The organism is Pseudoalteromonas sp. S3431 (assembly GCF_000690035.1).
Taxonomy (GTDB): Bacteria; Pseudomonadota; Gammaproteobacteria; order Enterobacterales; family Alteromonadaceae; genus Pseudoalteromonas; species Pseudoalteromonas fuliginea.
In genome coordinates, this window is the sequence record NZ_JJNY01000031.1 from 1 (window position 1) to 17,576 (window position 17,576).

Sequence of the window (17,576 nt, forward strand, 5' to 3'; positions counted from 1 at the left end):
TAGGGCCTGTTGACCTTTCAGGATTAAAATTTGTTCAATCTAGGGGCGATTTAATCGCGGCGTGAGGTTTGTAACCTAGCGGGCTAAGTTAAAACCAAGCAACAAAGAGTAAATTGCCCCTAGGCAGAACCCTTCGGGCAGCGCATGTTTGGCATTTATTCCACGTTATCGCCTATTTATGGGAAATAACCACACTACATAGATTCTGCCTTGCCTAAATACCAAACAGACTGCTGCAAATTTAACCTCGAAAGATAAACAGCCCCTAGCAGATTTAAATTTTCAGTAAAGGTAGTGTCTGCTGAACTACTTCCTCAATAAAATTAATTCAACATAGCAAGTACATAGGGTCTTCGCTTTGTGAAGAACAACGCTCATATCTATCGTTTTTACCTTCTATAGCACTGAAAATAAACACATCAAAAGACACCTTATATTGGACAATATCGAATTTAAAGCTTACGTTTAGTAGTATAAAAAGTTGATAATATTAAACAAAGGCATATCTTTAATGCATGTGAGCCCTCTAATAGAAAAAGAATTAAATGATAGTGTGCGGATCCTTTATTTAAATGCCTACTCTGGATTGTTTATATCTTTTATTGCTAGTACGGGCATAGTTTTTGGTTTTAGTGATAAGTCTTTTACTTCAGTTACCGATAAGCTTATTTGGTGGTTTATCATGGTTGTTGTTTTAGGGATCCGTTTGATAGATGTTTACTATTTTAAACGAAGCAGTAAAGCAGCGAGTTATGTTGATTTATATAGATTCTCTTTAAGTGTAACCCTCACGGCGTTGATTTGGTGCTGTTATGGATTGTATTTCCATTCATCTTTCAGCGTCCTAGAGCTTACAAGTATAATCATCATTTTTTCTGCACTAGGTGGTGGCTCTGCAAATATTCTTTCAGCGCATCGACCAACATGTTTTATATACGCATTTTTGTTATTGATACCATATTCAGTGCTACTGACCCTATCTGAAGAACATTATCAAAATGTATTAGGAGTATTAGGTATAGGCTTTGGGTTTGTTACGCTTATTGCTTTACACAAGGCTGCAAACTTTACGCAAAATGCCATCCATTTAAAAAATCAAAATATTGAACTATTAGAGCTGATGGAGCAGCGTGTCGAATTACGAACACAAGAAATTTATCATCTATCAAATAGCGATTCCCTTACTCAATTATTGAATAGAAACGCTTTTTTAAAAGAGTCAAAAAAAAGGCTATCGCGATACCCTAATGAATCATTTGCGTTGTTATTTATTGACTTAGATGGCTTTAAACATATTAACGATACTATGGGGCATGAGGTTGGCGATCAGATTTTAACAAAAACTGCCCAGAGAATTTCAGCAGTGTGTAGCCAAAATGAGTATAAGTGTCGATGGGGAGGTGACGAATTTTTATTACTTACTGATTATAACTGTAAGGATAAAACTAATGATTTTGCAAATAAAATCATTAGTGCCATTACACAAGTACACTCGAATAGCCATTACAAAGCGGGAATAGGTGCAACGATAGGTATTGCATTTTATCCTGAACATGGCAGTGATTTGGACGAATTAATTCTAAATGCAGATATGGCGATGTATCATCAAAAGCGTATTAATAGAGGAAAAATTAGTTATTTTGATGATAATTTGCGTATGCAACTTGAGCGTATAAGACGCTTAAATGACAGGCTTTCTTTTGCGGTACAAGACGGAAGTTTATCGCTTGTTTTTCAACCTATTATAGATTCGAATACAAATTTCCCCAGTTCAGTTGAAGCACTTTTACGTTGGCAAATGGATGGTGAACCGGTTCCACCGGATGAGTTTATTCCTATTGCAGAGCAATATGGGATGATTAGTGAAATTGGACTCTGGGTTTTAAAAAACGCGTGTATTCAAGGGCTCGAGTTTCAAAGAATCATTCCCGATTTATCAATTAGTGTTAATGTCTCTGTTATGCAGCTTCAAGGGCAAAAATTTGTTGTTGAAGTTGCTGATATTTTAAGAAAACTTAGCTTTCCAGCTGATAAGTTACATATAGAAATCACTGAGTCAGTATTTGCTAAGGATAAAAGTACATTTTTATCAACGGTTAAATCTTTGCAAGAGTTAGGGGCTAGGATATCGATAGATGACTTTGGTACTGGCTATTCATCCTTATCAAGTATGTTAGATATTGGTGTGGATATCGTAAAAATAGATAAAACGTTTATTCAAGATGTCGATAAAAAAGGTCTGAGTATAGTAAATGCAGTGGTACAAATGGCCAGTTCACTTAGCTTTGATGTGGTTGCTGAAGGTGTTGAGACAATTGATCAGAGCGAAAAGTTATACAGTTTAGGCGTTTCGCATTTACAAGGTTATTATTTTTCTAAACCGTTAGATGCGAGTTCTTTATGCACTTATCTTGAGAGCATAAAAAAGGCTTCATAAGAAGCCTTTTAATTATTGATGTGTTTTACTTACAAATCAAAAGTACGTGATATGGCAAGTACGATACGCTCATCTGCATAATCATAGTCAAGGCTCGTATTTTCAGCCGCCACTTCAATACCAAACCCTTCATAACTAGTTTGATATGCTAAACGGTAATGGTTGTATGATTTTTTCTCGTTAACGTCCCACGCCCATTTTTGGCCATCAAGTGAGTTTGATATATCAAAACTTGCACGTAGTGCATGATTTGGAGCCAGCTCATAGGTGTGTGCAACCATTGAGATTACATGACCTCCACCTTGACCAAAGTAATCCCAGCTATACCAAAAGTTAAGCTCAGTTTGGCCGTATTCACTCGCATAGCCAAACTTAGTGTAAGCTTCAGCGTAGTTACCATCGCTGTTATTACCTTGATAAGTGTAATAAGCAATACCGTAGTCAACGCTAAACTGCTCATCAAGCTGCACATACTTGCCTACATAAGCATCAAGTTCAAAATCAGTGTCATCACCAAAATCTACATTTGACGCCCAAACACCGGCGTATACACCGCTATCAAAAGCATAATCTAAGCTGCCTTGAATTGCAGGGTCGTTATCTGTCTGTGTTACACCATTAAATGTGTAGTCAGACGCTGCCGTGATTGTTGTTGACCAATCAGCAGCTGCTGTTGTTGATAAAAGTGCAAATGGTAGTGCTACTACAAGTTGTTTTAGTTTGTTATTCATTGTTTATCCCTAGTGTACTGTGTCTATTTTTGTGTAATCAATCTTATTTGCTTTTGGTGAGCTGTCTATATTTTTGACTGTTTTAAATTTACTGTATCCAATAAAAGCAGCACACAGAAAGAATAGTCCAATAACTAATGCGCCTACCCACTGAATTTGTAAAAACTCTAGTTTAAATAATAGTGTTAATAGAGACAGAGCGACAACATTCCCAAGTATATATTTCATTTTACCAAAACGTTTAACGGTAAGGTTTAGGTTATCTGTATATAAACGCACTAACGAGTCGAGTGAGTTGATTACAAATACAATACCTACAAATACCATAGCAAAGTTTTTAATACCTTGAGTTGGGATGCCTGCTTCATGGTAGTGATAAAGTACGCTAAACCATATCGCAATAGGAATAGAAGGGAATATCAACATCGCACCTAATACTTGGTATGTTTTAAGTCCACCAACAAAGCGTGATGTAAATTGACCAATCATTATGCTCCACGCAAACCACCAAAATAAGTAAAACTCATGGTAATCATTCAACGGTAAAACAAATTCGTTAATGTTGGCAAAGTAAGTGCCAATTGAGCCCAAGTTATTAGTAAACGCAGACATTTCACTATCACCAATAACAAACGCGCCAACCCACATGAAACCTATTAACGCTAAGAATAACCACGTAGTCGCAATACTTAAAATACGCACATATTTAATGTCGGTGCTTGAGTACACTGCAAAACAAATCGCAGCAAATACAATTAAATAAAACTCGCTAACTACACTTGTACCGTCACCTAATTCGGGTAAGTACCAAGGTAAATTTGTAAGTAGTAAATAAGCGGTAAATGCACATGTACCAATAATTACAACATTATTGATAAATTTGACCCAAGGAATTTCGAAAAATTTAACTTTAGGTTCTATTACACAGAAATAAAAGCACGTAAGAAAGTAAAATCCCCAGATCAAGAATCCCCAATAGCCAAATTCAATAGCCAGTGGATTTGCAAACGCGTATTCTGGGCTTGCTTTTATGTCTGCATAACCTGCAAACTCAGTTAAAGGAAACATAATAAGGCCAACATCAAGGCCTGATGTAAATAGTATCGCTATAAACGTAAAGGTTTTTACCGGTGTTACACCTACTACACGTACATTACCCCATTTTAGTAAGATAATAACAACTGCGAGTAAAGTAAAAATGATGCCTGCATTAAGCCAAATAGTCATTGTTACCCTCCAATAATGAATAAAAATAATTCATAAGCACTCCGTATTTTATTGTTTTATTCTCGCATTAACACAACGTAACCTATTTACATCGTGTGCCACTGCAAGGCACGCTCAGGTTTAGCCCGACGAGGCTAAACCTGAGCATGTGGCTAAAGTTAGATCTTTGAACTACGTTGTGTTTCTTGCCAGTTTGTTGTTATGGCAACATTCACATCCGATTTCTGTAATGGGTTTTTACCCAAAATTATGTCAGCTGCTTTTTCGGCAACCATAATGGTAGGTGCATTCAAGTTTCCGTTAGGAACTGTTGGGAATATAGATGAGTCAACAACACGCAGTCCTTCAATACCATGTACTTGCGTATTTGAATTAACAACGGCCATATCATCTTCACCCATTTTGCATGAGCAAGAAGGGTGGTAGGCACTTTCTACGGCTTGGCGAACAAAAGCATCTATTTCTTCATCTGTTTGAATATGTTTACCAGGTTGAATTTCTTCATCGCGGTATTCATCAAAGGCACTTTGTTCGATTATGTCGCGTGTTAAGCGAACGCACGCTCTAAAGCCTTCAATATCGTCTTGGTGTTCAAGGTAATTAAATAAAATAGTTGGTGGCTGCTCAGGGTTCGCAGAAGCAATAGTAACACTACCGCGACTTTTTGGTTTGTTATGACCAACATGTACCTGAAAACCATGACCTGCAAATGCACTTCTACCATCGTAACGCATAGCCGCTGGTAAAAAGTGATACTGAATATCTGGCCATTCAACACCTGGTTTTGAGCGAATAAACGCACACGATTCAAAATGATTCGTTGCACCTAAACCCGAACGCGTTAATAACCAGCGCGCGCCAATCAACCCTTTTGAAATAATGCCTAGCTTGCCGTTAAGCGTGATAGGTTGCTTACACTTGTATTGAAAGTAAAACTCAAGATGATCTTGTAAGTTTTGACCTACACCTGGTAGATGATGCTGTACTTCAACGCCTGCTTTTTCAAGCGCTTGAGTATCACCAATACCAGAGAGTTGTAAAATATGTGGAGAGCCGATTGGGCCTGCACTTAGTACAACGTCTTTTGCAGCATGTGCGGTTTTAACGTCGCCATTTACTTTGTATTCAATGCCTGTGGCTTTTTTGCCATCTAAAATCACGCGTTGTGCGAGTGCACCGGTAATAATCGTTAAATTACTACGCGATTTAACAGGGTCTAAATACTCACGAGACGCAGAGCTTCGCACGCCGTCTTTTACGGTCATGTGCATTGGGCCAAAACCCTCTTGCTGCGACGCATTATAATCATCTGTAGAAGCGTAACCGGCTTGTACACCTGCTTTGATAAAGGTGCGGTAAAGCGGGTTTTTCATTTCGTTGCCGTTATTAACGCCAAGCGGGCCTTTTCCACCACGGTAAGTATTTTCACCAAGGTAAAAGCTTTCTGCTTTTTGAAAATACGGTAAACACGATTGGTAATCCCAGCCGTTTGCACCGTGTTGCTGCCATTCGTCAAAATCTTTTGCGTGGCCACGTACATATACCATGCCATTAATAGATGACGAACCGCCTAATACTTTACCTCGAGGACAATGCATTTCACGGTTATCTAAATGAGGCTCAGGCTGCGTATGAAACTGCCATGCGTATTTGTCACTATTCATAGGAATAGATAACGCGGTTGGCATTTTTATAAAAATACTTTTATCGCTACCGCCAGTTTCTAGTAGTAACACGCGGTTACTTGAATCTTCAGATAAACGGTTTGCTAAAACACAACCCGCCGAACCCGCGCCAACAATAATATAGTCGTAATGATTACTCATAGTAGGGCGCCTTAAAATGGGCTTTCTATGTCGGCCATACCAACATAAATAGACTTAGTTTGCGTGTATTGATCAAGAGTTTGTATACCATTTTCACGACCAATACCCGATTGCTTGTAACCGCCAACTGGCATTTCAGCAGGTGAGTTACCGTATGCATTAATCCAACAAATACCGGCTTGTAACTTATGAATAACGCGGTGCGCACGTTTAATATCGCTAGTAAATACGCCTGCGGCTAAGCCTAGGTGAGTTGCGTTAGCGCGTGCAATAACATCGTCTTCGTCGTCAAAAACAAGCACGCTCATTACAGGGCCAAATATTTCTTCTTTAACGATTGTCATATCGTCGTTGCAATCAATGAACACAGTCGGTGCTACAAAATAGCCATTAGGTGCAGACTCAGGTGAAAGCGTTGTACCACCGGTTAATAGCGTTGCACCTTCTTCGATGCCTTTATTAACGTAGCTCATTACTAGTTCTTGGTGCTTTTTAGAAATAAGTGCGCCAAAGTTAGTATTTAAATCTTGTGGGTCGCCAGCAATAATGTTTTTCTCAGTGCGCGCTTTAAGCTCATCAATAAACTGCTGATATACATTTTTATGAACGTAAATACGTGTACAGTTAGTACAAATTTCGCCTTGCGTATAAAAGTTACCTAACATAGCAGCGCTAACCGCTTGCTCTATGTTGGCATCATCAAATACTAATAGTGGAGATTTACCACCAAGTTCCATCGTGACATCTTTTAACGTACCGGCAGCACTTGCCACTACTTTTTTACCTGTGCCTACTTCACCCGTAAACGATACTTTATCAATATCGCTATGCTGCGTTAGCCACTGGCCTACATCGCCTGCGCCTTGAACAACATTAAACACACCTGCAGGTACACCAGCTTCAACAAATACTTCTGCAAGTTTAATAGCGCCAAGTGGTGTTTCTTCAGATGGTTTGAATATAAATGCATTACCAGCAGCAAGGGCAGGGCCCGACTTCCAACATGCAATTTGTAGTGGGTAGTTCCATGCACCTATACCCGCACAAATACCTAACGGCTCTTTACGCGTGTAGTAAAAGTCATCACCAACCATTTGTTGTTGGCCTACTTGTGCTGGTGCAAGGCCTGCAAAGTATTCAATTACATCAGCGCCGGTTTCAATATCAACACAATTTGCTTCTTGCATTGGTTTACCGGTATCTAGTACTTCTACGAGTGCTAACTCATCGTTGCGTTCGCGTAAAATAGCCACTGCTTTTAATAAAATACGACTACGTTCAATAGGTGTCATTGCTGACCACAGTGCAAAACCTTGTTTTGCACTGGCAATGGCTGCGTTTTGAATAAATTCGTCGGCAATTTCTACTGCGTAAATAACCTCACCCGTTGCTGGGTTTGTTACATCAAATGTTTTGCCGCTCTGGTTTGCAAGAGAATGGCCGTTAATAAAATTTTGATAGACAGGTGTAGTCACGCTAGGCTCCATATTGCTTGATAAGTGAAAGTACATAGCTTTTTGCTAACTTTTCACTGTGTTTAAACTGATTATTGTCTGATTTACTCAGTACTGCTCTTAACCATAGGCCATCGATCATCGCGGCGCTAAGTTCTGCAGCTTGATTTGCTTGCTCAATAGGCATTAATTGCTTAAAAGAAAATGCTAAATTACTTTGCAAGCGTTTACTGTTTACGTTTTGTAGTCTGTGTAATTCTTCATCGTGCATCGATTGCGCCCAAAAACTTAACCACGTTCGGGTTGTATCATTACGCTGTTGTACAAGCGCAAAGTTGGCTTCGATAATAAACATTAAACGCTCAGTGGCAGTGGTTTGATGACTTACTTTACTTATTAAGCCTTGCTTTAAGCTTGTTAGTAAGTATCTAACCGTGGCTTCAATTAACCCCTGCTTTCCACCAAAATAATGGCTAATGATGCCTGACGATAAACCTGCATTTTTACTAATGCTGTTTATCGTTGTGCCTTGCAGTCCCTTAGTAGCAACTGACTCTATAGTTGCGTCAATTAGCTGCTGACGTCTAACAGGTTCCATTCCGACTTTAGGCATAATTATTATTAATTGAACGTTCAATAAAGATAAGCTTAAGGTAATAGCTCTAATAATTCAAGGCTAAGGTAAACACCGAGATATTAAAATGTAGATAGAACATTAATGATCTAGTGATTAATAGAATAAATGCAATGATTTTAAAGTGGGTGTGTATTCAATAAAATCAAATGGTTAAGTTTGTTTTTTTGAGTATTTGAAATGGTGATGATTTCGTTACTATAATAAATTAAGAAAATCATTATAAAATCGTTAGTACCGTAATAGTTAGAGTACTAATAGTGTTATTTTAATGCAAAAGAGTATTAAACCTACAATTAGTTAGTGTTCTAATAAACACATGTGTAAATAGTTGACCTATAAATTAATTAATATTTAAATTAGATTCGGACAACATGATGCTCTGATTTTAAATTTTTATTGCAATTAAGCGTTATTAATAACGCCTTTAAATAGTAGGGGGTAACGTCTTAGTCTATTGCCAATGTAGTCGTCAGCTAAAATTTGCTGGCAAATAAAGTCAATATCTTTGCTTGCCTCAAAGACCCAATCAAAACGCTCTATAGCCAGTAAAAAACCACGCTTTAAATGAGTTTGAGAGCGGTACTGTTCTAGGTTTTTTTGAATAATTGAGATTTTGCTTGGATCAGCTTGAAGCTCTTCTACTACTTGGTTAATAAAAGTAGTATTGAGCTTACTGGTAGGGCGGTGTCTTAATTTTTGTGGGTGCATTAGCGCTCGTTTGCAATGTTATATAATTTTTTCAAAAAGTCGTCTTTATGTTTTTCATGTTGGTAGTCAAGATGATAAGTATTATGAAAACCAAAGCGTAATTCAACGCCGCTACCTTGTAAATATACGGTGTAACCGTCTACGTCAGAATAAGCAGTAACCCCTTGATAATGTTTACCTTCATCAGTCATTTCGCCTTTTTGAATTATGCGTTCATAAACGGCTAAAATCTGTTTGTTGTCGAGTTCGTTTTTCATGCTTTACACCTTTTATTTAGTAACTCATACGATACAGATATGAGGGTCGATCAACTTAAAAACAATAGCTAAAAAAGTGTGATATTGCTTTGTAATTTAGCCTTTTTAAATTATGCTCAAAACTCATTTATTGTTGAGCTTACACCATGATAGACAAGGCGTTACTACTAAAAACTCGTGAATTATCGGATCAATTAATTGCATTGCAAACGCCTATTAGGATACTCGATGCTATTAATTGGGATAAACAAACTAAAGAGGAGTTTTTTAGACAAAAATGTCAAAAAAATCCACTTATTGATCGTGCATACTATCAACAGCGCGACCTCGGTTTTGTACCTAGCGAGTTACGCCAAGCGTTTTCTACTTTGCACCGTAACATTATTAACCAATTGGGGCAGTTAAATCCCATTGCTCAATACATGGGAAAAATGTGCACAGAGTATAAAACGGTATTAAGCATGCTTGAGTATCGTGGCACGCCTGAGTTCCATGACTTATCGGTAGAGTTATTTGGTCATCCTAAAGATTTATTTCATGCCGGTGAGCCATCACTTTCTGAGCTAGCTAATATGCTAGATAAACCGCTGCAAAATTTACTCATAGCCGACATACTACCTGACGACCCTAAAAATATTGCTGCTGTTGATGCGGTGCGTATTTTGTCTGAGCAAGTAAATGCCAGCATGGCAGGTATAAACGTAGAGGTTATGCTTAGCGATGGGATTGTCAGTGATGCAGCCGCCGGTGCAAATAATATAAAACTAAATCAAGATGTAAGTTTTTCCCAGCGTGAGCTTGATATTTTAGAAGTTCACGAAGGGTGGATACACGTGGGCACAACTCAAAATGGATTAGCGCAGCCGTATTTAACCTGTTTAAGTAAAGGTACGCCAAGCTCGACTATTACCCAAGAAGGTTTAGCGGTACTTACCGAAATTATTACATTAAAATCGACCCCAAGGCGTTTATCTAAATTAGTGAATCGTATTCAAGCCGTTACAAAGGTAATAGATGGCGCTGAGTTTGTAGATATTTACCGTGACTACGTAGCGCAAGGTTTATCAAAAGATGACAGCTACACACTTGCGCAGCGTGTATTTAGAGGCAGTACGCCAACAGGTCTGCCGTTTACAAAAGATATTGCCTACATTAAAGGCTTTGTACTGGTTTATAACTTAATACGCGTAGCAATACAGCTTGGTCGAATCGATAGGCTACCTTTATTATTGGTAGGTAAAATATCGATAGATGACTTTAGATTAATATCGCAGCTTCATGATTTAGGTGTGATAGAGAGCCCACAATTTGTGCCGCCACACTTTAAAGATTTACGCGGTTTGGCTACCTGGTTGAGCTTCGGTCGTTTTATTGGCGACTTATCGTTTGAAAAGTTAGAAAACGATTATAAACCGTTATTTTTATAATTATAAATTATTGGTCAATTCATTAATAAGGGAAGCTGCTACCTTATTAATAAATTTTAGTACAGTGATAGTTGTTTTAAATTGGGTAACTACATACTTCTATAGTTGAGGAATAGGAGAATTATTAGCGTATTAAAGATTGGATTTGTACTTTATTCATTTTAAAAAACACCTATGCACGCTTAAAGAGGTTGAAATCGGTTGCCATTGCTAATGTGTATCCCCTCATCCTACAGCTGATAATTAAATCACTGTTGTTCAATTTAGGTAACTGAATAGGCCGAGGATTTCATTTATATTGTCGCAAGTAGGGCTTGAAATATAGAATCAAAATACTGGTTTTATTGTTTAGTACTGTCGGTTGGGGAGTTCGTTGCATCAAACATAAAACCGCAAAATGAACCGTAAATACAACCGTCTAGGTAGTACCGTGTTTGGCTTAACGAACTGATTACTCCATTATTAATGGTAATACTTGTCACGCAGGTTGTCACAATGAAACGACAAGGTTCTGCAACAATTTGCACTGTTCCAGATGCTTAGGTAGTTGTTGAGTTTATTAGCGCAAAAAACACGTCAAGCGGAAGTGCATCTACACTGTATGGCACAGGGAAATACCACCTGAATTAAGCGTATTAATAGCATTAACTTATTTAGTTGAGATTACCGATTAATAAAATTAATCGGTAATCTTAATATTCATTTGTGTTGAGCTATATTAAACGTAGTTTTATATATTGCCATCATCCGCTCTGCTACCTCTGGCGAAGTCGAATTATGGTGAGTCTGCTTTAAAAAATCATAGGCTGCAGGTGTTTTCATGTAAGTATCAATTAAGGCGATTGCTTTTTTTCCTTCTGAAGTTTTACTACAAGCAAAGTACCCATTTATAAACTCGGGGTATTCACTTATGTCTCGACTTTCTAGCTGAGAAAATTGCGTATCTGTTAAGTTCATTTTCATAGTGTTTTCATAATCGATGATCATATCAACACGTTTATGAATTAATAATTGGCTAAGTTGAGCAAAGCTGTTTGCGCCTGTTATTTTTGCTACTTGGGTTCTATAATCCGAAAATATCGCATCTAATTGTTGATAACTTGTTGAACTAACTATGGCAAAGGTGTGTTTGTTATTAAGTAATTTTGAAATAGAAACTTTTGTAGGTAAATCTTTTAAAGTGTTTTTGAAACCGAATAATTTGCGTTGCTGATGCATATAAGTTGGAATTTGAGAAAAGACAAGCTGTTTGTTTCGAGCTTTTGTTTTTATTAAATTAAAGCTACAAACTGCCTCGTTAGTCGATAAACGTTTAATTAATCGAGCATGATTTGTTCTCGTTAAAACGGTATTAAAATACGTGTTCAAAATTGGCTGAAAAAAATTATAGTATTGTTCGCCGGGTCTTGAATCGGCATCTTCATCTGAAAAATACGAATAAGATAAAATAGTGAGGGAAGGGTTCGCATAAATTAAAGAAGGTGTAACTAATAAACTGATAAGAATACATATTTTAAAAAACTTCATATTTATGCCTTTTTCTTTAAAAATACCAAGTATCTCCAATGTTGTCTTTATAAAAAGCCCTTTCGGGCTTTTTTGTACTAAATTTTGAATTTTATTATCGAGCGTTGGTGCTTTCAAATATTTTGTCAGCAGAGGCTGCAACAAAACCAGTATAAAGCTCACCGTCTGCTTTAGGGTAACGAATAGCAAACTCATAAAAACAGCTAGGGATGCTCATATCACCGTCACTAAAGGTAACTGAGTATTCATCAGCAAGTGTTGACGATTGCTCTAGTAACACCTCTGGAGAGCCTTTAACCTCGCCGCCTGATGTATTAAGCGAAAAACCTGCATCTTTTAGAGCTTGGTTAACATCATGAATGTTATCAAACTTAGCAAGCGTATTAATATTTACGGTAAAGTGATTGGCACGGTAACCCCACGCCGACATCCACGCTGCATATTCGCTTTCAGCTAGCAGTTGTTTGTAAGTATCGGTGCTTACTTGCCAATGCGTGCCTGAATATAAAAAGTTGTCTGCTGTAACTGCACTTTCGTCAATTTGACTTACCATACCTGTCACGATGGCTTGTAACTCTGGCGAGCATTTTTCTACTAATAGCTCAGAGATAAACACTTTTGGCTGAGCCGGATCGCTATGCTCATAGTGTTTTGCGTAAAGTTTTTTAGCTTCAAAGTGGTACTCACCACATTCTTTGTAACCAATTGCTAAAAAGTGAGCGGCGAGCTTTTCAAGACTCACTTTTTCTATATTAAATGTACGCAGCGCAATATGATCGTTAATGATGTCATCTTTTTGCGTTGACCCTAAAAGGTCATGAATTTTATCTGCCGATGGAGTTACGTTTAAATAGTTTTCCCAAAGGTTCTCAAATAATGTATTTACATCAGTATGCATGTTAAGTCCTTAAATCTAAAATTTGGTTTTATTGCTTATTCAATTACTAAGCCCGGCGCTAGGGTTTGCGGTAAGTTCACTTTGTCTGACTCCACAGATGCTACAGGGTATGCGCAATAATCGGCGGCGTAGTATGCACTTGCTCTGTGATTACCACTGGCGCCAATACCGCCAAATGGAGCTGCACTAGAGGCTCCTGTAATGGGGCGGTTCCAGTTAACAATACCGGCACGAATACGCTTTAAAAAGTGAGTGTAATCATCTTCACTGTCGCTAAGTAAACCTGCAGATAAACCAAAGCTTGTGTTGTTGGCTTCAATAATTGCACTGTCAAAGTCGGTGTAACGATACACTTTAATTAGCGGCCCAAAATGCTCTTCATCTGGCATGTCGGTAATGCTTGTTACATCAATAATGCCAGGGCTTACAAAACCTGTGCCTGGTTTTAATTGCTTAAGTTCAACAAGGATTTGTGCACCTTTTAAGACTAATTCACTTTGCGCGGCAACCATACCCAATGCTGCTTTTTCGCTTATCATTGCACCCATAAAAGGCTGCTCTGTAGCAAAACTGTCGTCTACAACTATGTTTTTAGTTGCGCTTATTAGCTTTTCTAAAATAGCATCACCATTGAGCGACTTTTCAATAAATAAGCGACGTGCACACGTACAACGTTGACCTGAGGTAATAAAGCCTGATTGAATAATATCGTGCACAGCAGCGCTTATATCGCTCACATCTTTTACAATAAGAGGATTATTGCCGCCCATTTCAAGCGCTAAAATTTTGCCAGGGTGTCCTGCAAACTGTTTATGTAATAAGTGGCCTGTGTTTGAGCTACCGGTAAAAAACAAGCCATCTATATCTTTATGAGAAGCAAGTGCTTTACCTGTTTCAATTTCACCTTGGACAAGGTTAATAACACCCGCTGGCAAACCTGCTTTTAACCAAAGTGAGAGGGTAAATTCTGCAACGTGCGGAGTCAATTCTGATGGCTTAAATACAACGGTATTACCGGCTAAAATTGCAGGAACAATATGCCCGTTTGGTAAATGCCCCGGAAAGTTATACGGACCAAAAATAGCCACAACGCCATGCGGTTTGTGTCTAATAAACGCTTTAGCACCGGGCATTGGGTTTTCGGTTGTACCTGTACGCTCATGGTACGCTTTTACAGATATAGCTACTTTGCCTGTCATTGCGCCCACTTCGGTACGGGTTTCCCATAATGGCTTACCCGTTTCGCGTGCAATAATAGTAGCAAATTCTTCGCTGTGTTCTTTTAATTGTGCTGCGAAGTTTTCTAAAATGGCGATACGCTCTTTAAGTGGTTTGTCTGCCCATTGTAATTGCGCGGTTCTGGCTGCTTTTATAGCAGAATCTACTTGCTGGGCGTTTGCGCCATTACCTTGCCATACCACATCGCCATTACTTGGATTGATTGACTTAAATGCTGGACCAAGTCCCACATGCCATTGATTATTAATTAGGTGTGTATTCATAAATTATTTACAGGCGGAAAAATCGCGCTGCATCTCCTTGGCTTAAATTAAGCGCATTAGCCACATCTTGGCTAATGACGAGGGTATGTTTTGCATGATTGTAATGTGCGTCTTTGGTAAATGTTGCTCTAAAGCCACTTACGCCTTGATTACATACAGCCAGCGTATCAGAGCTATTTTGTGATATGTGATCAAGCTCGCCAATCGTAACAGGGCAAACTTGAGAGTCGCGAATGCTGCGAATATTACCAAGCTTTGCTTCAACTGTTGGGCCTGCATCAAATAAGTCAACGTAGCCTCTGTGCTCAAAACCTTCCTTTTCTAATAGTTTTAGCGCAGGTTTTGTTTTTTCATGCACATGCCCAATCACTGCTTGGGCTTTTTTACTAAGCAAGTTCACATAAATAGGGTATTTAGGCATTAACTCGCTAATAAACACCTTATCGCCTAAGCCAACTAAGTGATCCGCTTGTGGAAATTCGATACTAAAAAAGTGCTCTTGTAGCCATTGCCAAAAAGGAGAATGACCGTCTTCGTCGCTAACACCGCGCATTTCTGCGATAACAGTATCGGCAAAACGCTTGCTGTGCTGAGCCATAAACAAAAAGCGTGAACGAGATAAAAATCGACCCGTTAGGCCTTTACGGCTATTTTCGCGCAAAAATAATGTACATATTTCTGAGCAACCAGTGTAGTCGTTACACATGCTTAAAATATCAACGGTGTTATATACATTTAAAGTAGGCGAGTGGTGTACTGTTTTACCCAAATGATAATGATATAAAGGCACCGATAAACCTACCGCAGCTTCTATAGCGGTTGTGCCAATAACGTCACCTGTTTCACTGTCTTCTAAAACAAATAAATAGCTTTCATCAAGTGGCTGGTTAATGTTTTTGGCAAAGCTTTTTTCAGCACGTTCAATCTTTTCTTTAAGCTGTGTATCGTCCACAGGTAAAGAGGTAAACCCATGACCGGATTCAATCGCTATTTGTTTAAGCGCGTCAAAATCATTGGCAGTAATAGGACGTAATACTTGCATTTATTGCTTGCTCCAATAGCACGCTTGTAGGCGTGCTAATTTAAACTATATTAACCGTTTACTACATCGCTAACTGCTTTTTCAAAGCGCGCTAAGCCTTCTTTAATATCCTCAAACGGAATAACTAAAGACGGTGTAAAGCGAATTACATTCATGCCAGCTACAAGGTTCATTAAACCATTATTAGCACTGGCTACTAAAAAGTCGCGTGCACGGCCTTCAAATTTGTCATTTAGTACTGCGCCAATTAATAAGCCTTTACCGCGTACTTCGCTAAATACGTTGTATTTTTTGTTAATTGCGTTTAATCCGTCACGGAACAATTGCTCGCGCTCTTTAACTCCGTTTAGTACGTCTGGTGTATTTACAGTATCAAATGCGGCTTCAGCTACAGCACAAGCTAGCGGATTACCGCCATAAGTAGAACCGTGAGTACCAATTTTTAAATGCTCAGCAATCGGTGTACGTGTGATCATAGCGCCAATTGGAAAACCACCACCCAATGCTTTTGCCGTTGTTAAAATGTCAGGAACAACCCCTAAACCTTCATAAGCGTATAAATCGCCTGTGCGACCAACACCCGTTTGTACTTCATCAAAAATAAGTAACGCGTTATGTTTAGTACAAAGTTCGCGTACTTTTTTAGCAAATTTATCTGTTGGTGAAATAATACCGCCTTCACCTTGTAATGGCTCCATCATAACAGCACATGTTTTATCGCTGATCAGCGCTTCAAATGCCGCTATATCGTTAAAATCACAATGTACTATGTCAGCTGGTTTTGGACCAAAGCCATCTGAATAAGCCGCTTGCCCGCCCACAGTTACTGTAAAGAATGTACGACCATGGAAACCTTTATTAAATGCAATAATTTGCGATTTTTCAGCGCCATATACGTCCAATGCATAACGACGAGCTAACTTAAGCGCGGCTTCGTTTGCTTCTGCGCCTGAGTTTGCAAAGTAAACTTTATCAGCGAATGTTGCTTCAACCATTTTTTGAGCTAAACGAAGTGCTGGCTCATTGGTCATAACATTTGATAAATGCCAAATTTTTTCGCCTTGCTCTTTTAATGCTTTAACTAATGCAGGATGACAGTGACCCAAACAGTTAACGGCAATACCACCGGCAAAATCAATGAACTCATTGTTATTTTGATCCCAAACGCGTGAACCTTCACCACGAACTGGGATAATTGCTGATGGGTTATAGTTTGGTACCATTACGTCGTTAAATAAGTCTCTAGTTACTTGCATTTTTGTACACCTAAATTAAATGGGCTTAGATAAAAGATTAGTTGCTAAATTAAAGAAGAATATAGCCGTTATTCTTGAGCAAACACGTTATTATTTTTTATAGGACACTATTATCGAAGGTTCGCAGTTAAAATTGCAGTGCTATTTTGTGAAAAATGGTTAGAATAAAAGGCAAAATAACGAAATAAATAACCATTATGATAACTCCACAAGACGAAAAGCTATTATCGATACTAAAAACAAATGCACGCGCGAGTATTTCTGACCTTGCCAGACTATTGAACCTGTCGCGCTCTACAGTGCAAAGTAGAATGTTAAAGTTAGAAGAAAGCGGGGTAATTAAAGGGTATAGCGTAGACTACGGAGATGACTATTTAAACAAAATGGTATCGGCGCATGTATCAATAAAAGTAAAGCAAAAGCTCACCACTAAAACCAACTTAGAACTAAAACAAATTGATGCCATTTCACAGCTTTATGCCATAAGTGGCGAGTTTGATTTAATTGCGGTAGTTCAAGCACAAAATTTGGAGCAACTTAGTCATTTGCTAGACGATATTGGCAACCTTGATGGGGTAGAGCGTACAACATCGTCTGTTATTTTAGAAACCAAATTCAAGCGATGAGCCAGAGTATGTATTATGTCA

The 17,576-nt window shown here is 38.4% G+C and carries 15 protein-coding genes; 3 read left to right on the top strand and 12 right to left on the bottom strand.

The features are described 5' to 3' along the window. Positions 1-511 precede the first annotated feature (511 nt). Complete coding sequence (locus DO88_RS11615; protein ID WP_033038801.1) at positions 512-2,437, top strand: putative bifunctional diguanylate cyclase/phosphodiesterase; 1,926 nt, start codon at positions 512-514, stop codon at positions 2,435-2,437. A gap of 29 nt (positions 2,438-2,466) precedes the next feature. On the opposite strand, the gene DO88_RS11610 is transcribed toward DO88_RS11615, so the two are convergent. The 7 genes from DO88_RS11610 to DO88_RS11580 form a co-directional block, all read right to left on the bottom strand. Beyond that, the gene (locus tag DO88_RS11610; RefSeq protein WP_007376370.1) at positions 2,467-3,168 is read right to left on the bottom strand and encodes a TorF family putative porin; all 702 of its coding nucleotides are present in this window, start codon (positions 3,166-3,168) and stop codon (positions 2,467-2,469) included. A gap of 9 nt (positions 3,169-3,177) precedes the next feature. Further along, a complete protein-coding gene (locus DO88_RS11605; RefSeq protein WP_033038804.1) occupies positions 3,178-4,395 on the bottom strand; it encodes a BCCT family transporter in 1,218 nt (405 codons plus the stop codon). Positions 4,396-4,553: 158 nt separating this feature from the next. Continuing rightward, positions 4,554-6,221 carry a choline dehydrogenase gene (gene betA, locus DO88_RS11600; RefSeq protein ID WP_007376368.1) on the bottom strand — a complete coding sequence of 556 codons (1,668 nt, stop codon included), beginning with the start codon at positions 6,219-6,221 and terminating at the stop codon, positions 4,554-4,556. 11 nt (positions 6,222-6,232) lie between these two features. Continuing rightward, positions 6,233-7,696 (bottom strand): betaine-aldehyde dehydrogenase, encoded by a 1,464-nt coding sequence (betB, locus tag DO88_RS11595; RefSeq protein WP_033038869.1) that lies wholly within the window; start codon positions 7,694-7,696, stop codon positions 6,233-6,235. Position 7,697: 1 nt separating this feature from the next. Next, entirely contained in the window at positions 7,698-8,273 is a 576-nt protein-coding gene (gene betI / locus DO88_RS11590) for a transcriptional regulator BetI (RefSeq protein ID WP_007376366.1), read from the bottom strand. Between the two features lie 441 nt (positions 8,274-8,714). Further along, positions 8,715-9,020: a hypothetical protein gene (locus tag DO88_RS11585; RefSeq protein ID WP_033038806.1), complete on the bottom strand. Its 306-nt coding sequence runs from the start codon at positions 9,018-9,020 to the stop codon at positions 8,715-8,717. Beyond that, on the bottom strand, positions 9,020-9,277 hold the full coding sequence (locus DO88_RS11580) for a DUF3081 domain-containing protein (protein ID WP_007376364.1): 258 nt from the start codon (positions 9,275-9,277) through the stop codon (positions 9,020-9,022). Before DO88_RS11580 ends, DO88_RS11585 begins: the two co-directional genes overlap by 1 nt. A gap of 146 nt (positions 9,278-9,423) precedes the next feature. Between DO88_RS11580 and DO88_RS11575 the strand changes: the two genes are divergently transcribed. Further along, positions 9,424-10,704 carry a flavohemoglobin expression-modulating QEGLA motif protein gene (locus DO88_RS11575; RefSeq protein WP_007376363.1) on the top strand — a complete coding sequence of 427 codons (1,281 nt, stop codon included), beginning with the start codon at positions 9,424-9,426 and terminating at the stop codon, positions 10,702-10,704. Between the two features lie 699 nt (positions 10,705-11,403). Here the strand turns inward: DO88_RS11575 and DO88_RS11570 are convergent. The 5 genes from DO88_RS11570 to DO88_RS11550 are packed head-to-tail and all read right to left on the bottom strand — an operon-like array spanning position 11,404 to position 16,929. Beyond that, a complete protein-coding gene (locus tag DO88_RS11570; protein ID WP_232224793.1) occupies positions 11,404-12,348 on the bottom strand; it encodes a hypothetical protein in 945 nt (314 codons plus the stop codon). Beyond that, positions 12,326-13,129, bottom strand: coding sequence for a DUF1338 domain-containing protein (locus tag DO88_RS11565; RefSeq protein WP_007376361.1), 804 nt, complete (start codon positions 13,127-13,129; stop codon positions 12,326-12,328). Before DO88_RS11565 ends, DO88_RS11570 begins: the two co-directional genes overlap by 23 nt. A gap of 35 nt (positions 13,130-13,164) precedes the next feature. After that, positions 13,165-14,631, bottom strand: a complete 1,467-nt coding sequence (gene astD, locus DO88_RS11560; protein ID WP_007376360.1) for a succinylglutamate-semialdehyde dehydrogenase — start codon at positions 14,629-14,631, stop codon at positions 13,165-13,167. Positions 14,632-14,638: 7 nt separating this feature from the next. After that, positions 14,639-15,673 (bottom strand): arginine N-succinyltransferase, encoded by a 1,035-nt coding sequence (astA, locus tag DO88_RS11555; RefSeq protein WP_033038808.1) that lies wholly within the window; start codon positions 15,671-15,673, stop codon positions 14,639-14,641. A 50-nt stretch (positions 15,674-15,723) separates the two neighbouring features. Then, entirely contained in the window at positions 15,724-16,929 is a 1,206-nt protein-coding gene (locus tag DO88_RS11550) for an aspartate aminotransferase family protein (protein ID WP_033038810.1), read from the bottom strand. Positions 16,930-17,126: 197 nt separating this feature from the next. Here DO88_RS11550 and DO88_RS11545 point away from each other — a divergent pair, with 197 nt between their 5' ends. Further along, on the top strand, positions 17,127-17,555 hold the full coding sequence (locus DO88_RS11545; protein WP_007376357.1) for an Lrp/AsnC family transcriptional regulator: 429 nt from the start codon (positions 17,127-17,129) through the stop codon (positions 17,553-17,555). Positions 17,556-17,576 lie beyond the last annotated feature (21 nt).

Coding starts and splice junctions, on each gene's coding strand:
- DO88_RS11615 (WP_033038801.1), top strand. CDS start 512: ATGCATGTGAGCCCTCTAATAGAAAAAGAATTAAATGATAGTGTGCGG.
- DO88_RS11610 (WP_007376370.1), bottom strand. CDS start 3,168: ATGAATAACAAACTAAAACAACTTGTAGTAGCACTACCATTTGCACTT.
- DO88_RS11605 (WP_033038804.1), bottom strand. CDS start 4,395: ATGACTATTTGGCTTAATGCAGGCATCATTTTTACTTTACTCGCAGTT.
- betA (WP_007376368.1), bottom strand. CDS start 6,221: ATGAGTAATCATTACGACTATATTATTGTTGGCGCGGGTTCGGCGGGT.
- betI (WP_007376366.1), bottom strand. CDS start 8,273: ATGGAACCTGTTAGACGTCAGCAGCTAATTGACGCAACTATAGAGTCA.
- DO88_RS11585 (WP_033038806.1), bottom strand. CDS start 9,020: ATGCACCCACAAAAATTAAGACACCGCCCTACCAGTAAGCTCAATACT.
- DO88_RS11580 (WP_007376364.1), bottom strand. CDS start 9,277: ATGAAAAACGAACTCGACAACAAACAGATTTTAGCCGTTTATGAACGC.
- DO88_RS11575 (WP_007376363.1), top strand. CDS start 9,424: ATGATAGACAAGGCGTTACTACTAAAAACTCGTGAATTATCGGATCAA.
- DO88_RS11565 (WP_007376361.1), bottom strand. CDS start 13,129: ATGCATACTGATGTAAATACATTATTTGAGAACCTTTGGGAAAACTAT.
- astD (WP_007376360.1), bottom strand. CDS start 14,631: ATGAATACACACCTAATTAATAATCAATGGCATGTGGGACTTGGTCCA.
- astA (WP_033038808.1), bottom strand. CDS start 15,673: ATGCAAGTATTACGTCCTATTACTGCCAATGATTTTGACGCGCTTAAA.
- DO88_RS11550 (WP_033038810.1), bottom strand. CDS start 16,929: ATGCAAGTAACTAGAGACTTATTTAACGACGTAATGGTACCAAACTAT.
- DO88_RS11545 (WP_007376357.1), top strand. CDS start 17,127: ATGATAACTCCACAAGACGAAAAGCTATTATCGATACTAAAAACAAAT.